1 protein-coding gene and 2 rRNA genes (1 of these 3 only partly in view) are annotated in these 2,500 nt (G+C 40.4%); 1 reads left to right on the top strand and 2 read right to left on the bottom strand.

The window, feature by feature from the left end; all coding sequences use genetic code 11:
- Positions 1-64 precede the first annotated feature (64 nt).
- Positions 65-1,477 carry a MocR-like pyridoxine biosynthesis transcription factor PdxR gene (gene pdxR, locus NLJ82_RS01650; protein WP_000964408.1) on the top strand — a complete coding sequence of 471 codons (1,413 nt, stop codon included), beginning with the start codon at positions 65-67 and terminating at the stop codon, positions 1,475-1,477.
- Positions 1,478-1,656: 179 nt separating this feature from the next.
- Here pdxR and rrf read toward each other — a convergent pair.
- Positions 1,657-1,772 (bottom strand): 5S ribosomal RNA (gene rrf / locus NLJ82_RS01645).
- Between the two features lie 50 nt (positions 1,773-1,822).
- Positions 1,823-2,500: ribosomal RNA gene (locus NLJ82_RS01640) — 23S ribosomal RNA — on the bottom strand; it runs 2,245 nt beyond the window's last position.

Here is a 2,500-nt window from a genome sequence, read left to right as displayed (position 1 = left end):
TTCGTATTAGTACCATTTTAGCCGAATTTTTATGGTACCAATTTTTGATGAAGGGAGCATTTATATGCTGTGGATACCTATTGACCGATCGTTAGATATTAGTTTAATTCGACAGGTTTATTACCAAATACGTGAGCGAATATTAAATGGAGAGCTACAGTCCGGAGAAAAGTTACCATCAACACGGGAATTATCTTCTGAGTTAAACGTATCTAGGAATGTAATTTTAGAAGCTTATGATCAATTATTTTCCGAAGGTTTTTTGGTCGCTCGACAGGGAGCAGGAACATTCATTGCTGAGGGGACTTATTTAGAACAACGTAAAAAATCAACTCTAATTGATTCTTTATCTTGGTGCGAAGAAATAAACAAAGACAGTAACATCATTAATTTTCGTTCAGGGATACCAGCATTAGACTTATTTCCACGCAAGAGATGGGCAAATTTGTCTCACACAATATGGCACGAAGCACCCCCTTCTACGTTTGGATACGATATTCCCGAAGGGCGTCCCGAATTAAGAAAGGCTTTATCACGCTATTTATTAAAAACAAGAGGAGTTTTTTGTCATCCAGAACAATTAGTGATTACTTCTGGTGCAACTCAAGCTTTAACACTTGTTTCTAAATTACTTTTATCAACGGGTGATGAAGTAATAATAGAAGATCCTATTACCAATGACATTCAAACAATTTTTAAAAATTCAGGAGCCTTCCTTTATCCTATACCAGTTGATGATAATGGGATGGATACATCTTTGCTACCTGTAAATAAAAATCCAAAATTTATCTTTATTACTCCTTCTCATCAGTTTCCTTTAGGTGGAACATTACCGATTCAACGACGGGTTCAATTGATTAACTACTCAAGAAAAACAAATTGCTACCTCATTGAAGATGATTATGACAGTGAATTTCGATATGAAGGCTCACCCGTAAGTTCATTACAGGGATTGGATCCCGAGCGTGTTATATATATAGGTTCATTTAGTAAAATTTTATCACCGGCCCTTAGGATGGGATACTTAGTTCTTCCCTCACACCTTATTGAAAAATGTCGCAAAGTAAAATGGTTTTCAGATCTACATACACCTTCTTTAAATCAGCTTGTTCTTGCTAAATTTATTACCGAAGATCATTTGGAACGGCATATTATGAAGATGAAAAAACTCTATAAAAATCGAAGAAACTTCCTTATCCAGCAATTAAAATTAGCATTCTCAAATAAGATCAATATTTTCGGCTATTCTACAGGATTACACTTGATTGTTGAATTCAATCAAGTTCAATTCACAAAAGAATTACTTGAGGAAATTCAACAACTCGAAGTAAAAGTATATCCCGTGGAAGACCACGCCATTAAAAAAGGAAAACATCATAATCAAATTATTATAGGGTACGGACATTTAACAACTGAAGAAATAAAAGAAGGGGTGAACAGGCTACAGAGGGCATTATCTTGTATATATTCTTGTTAACAAATAGACAGTTTAACCAACTTGACCATATTTTTCTGAAGGTACACTATTTACATGTGAAATCATAATTAAATCAAGGTGTTTCTTGTTAGATAAACGTACTTATAGAGGCGACATTAATTACAAGATTACTTCATTAAACACAAAAAAGACGAGTCATTTTGACTCGTCTTAAGCTTGCTTGGCGACGTCCTACTCTCACAGGGACAAGGTCCCAACTACCATCGGCGCTAGAGAGCTTAACTTCCGTGTTCGGTATGGGAACGGGTGTGACCTCTCTGCCATCATCACCAAACTATTGAAGGCATATTCCTTCAAAACTAGATAACATTTGCTACATATTATATGGTTAAGTCCTCGATCTATTAGTATTCGTCAGCTCCACATGTCACCATGCTTCCACCTCGAACCTATCAACCTGATCATCTTTCAGGGATCTTACTAGCTTACGCTATGGGAAATCTCATCTTGAGGGGGGCTTCATGCTTAGATGCTTTCAGCACTTATCCCTTCCGCACATAGCTACCCAGCTATGCCCTTGGCAGAACAACTGGTACACCAGCGGTGCGTCCATCCCGGTCCTCTCGTACTAAGGACAGCTCCTCTCAAATTTCCTACGCCCACGACGGATAGGGACCGAACTGTCTCACGACGTTCTGAACCCAGCTCGCGTACCGCTTTAATGGGCGAACAGCCCAACCCTTGGGACCGACTACAGCCCCAGGATGCGATGAGCCGACATCGAGGTGCCAAACCTCCCCGTCGATGTGGACTCTTGGGGGAGATAAGCCTGTTATCCCCGGGGTAGCTTTTATCCGTTGAGCGATGGCCCTTCCATGCGGAACCACCGGATCACTAAGCCCGACTTTCGTCCCTGCTCGACTTGTAGGTCTCGCAGTCAAGCTCCCTTATGCCTTTGCACTCTACGAATGATTTCCAACCATTCTGAGGGAACCTTTGGGCGCCTCCGTTACACTTTAGGAGGCGACCGCCCCAGTCAAACTGCCCACCTGACACTGTCTC

This window comes from Bacillus paranthracis, assembly GCF_024296885.1.
In the GTDB taxonomy this organism is placed as follows: Bacteria; Bacillota; Bacilli; order Bacillales; family Bacillaceae_G; genus Bacillus_A; species Bacillus_A paranthracis.
Note: the sequence above shows the minus strand (reverse complement) of the source record. Positions and strands in the feature narration are given on the sequence as shown.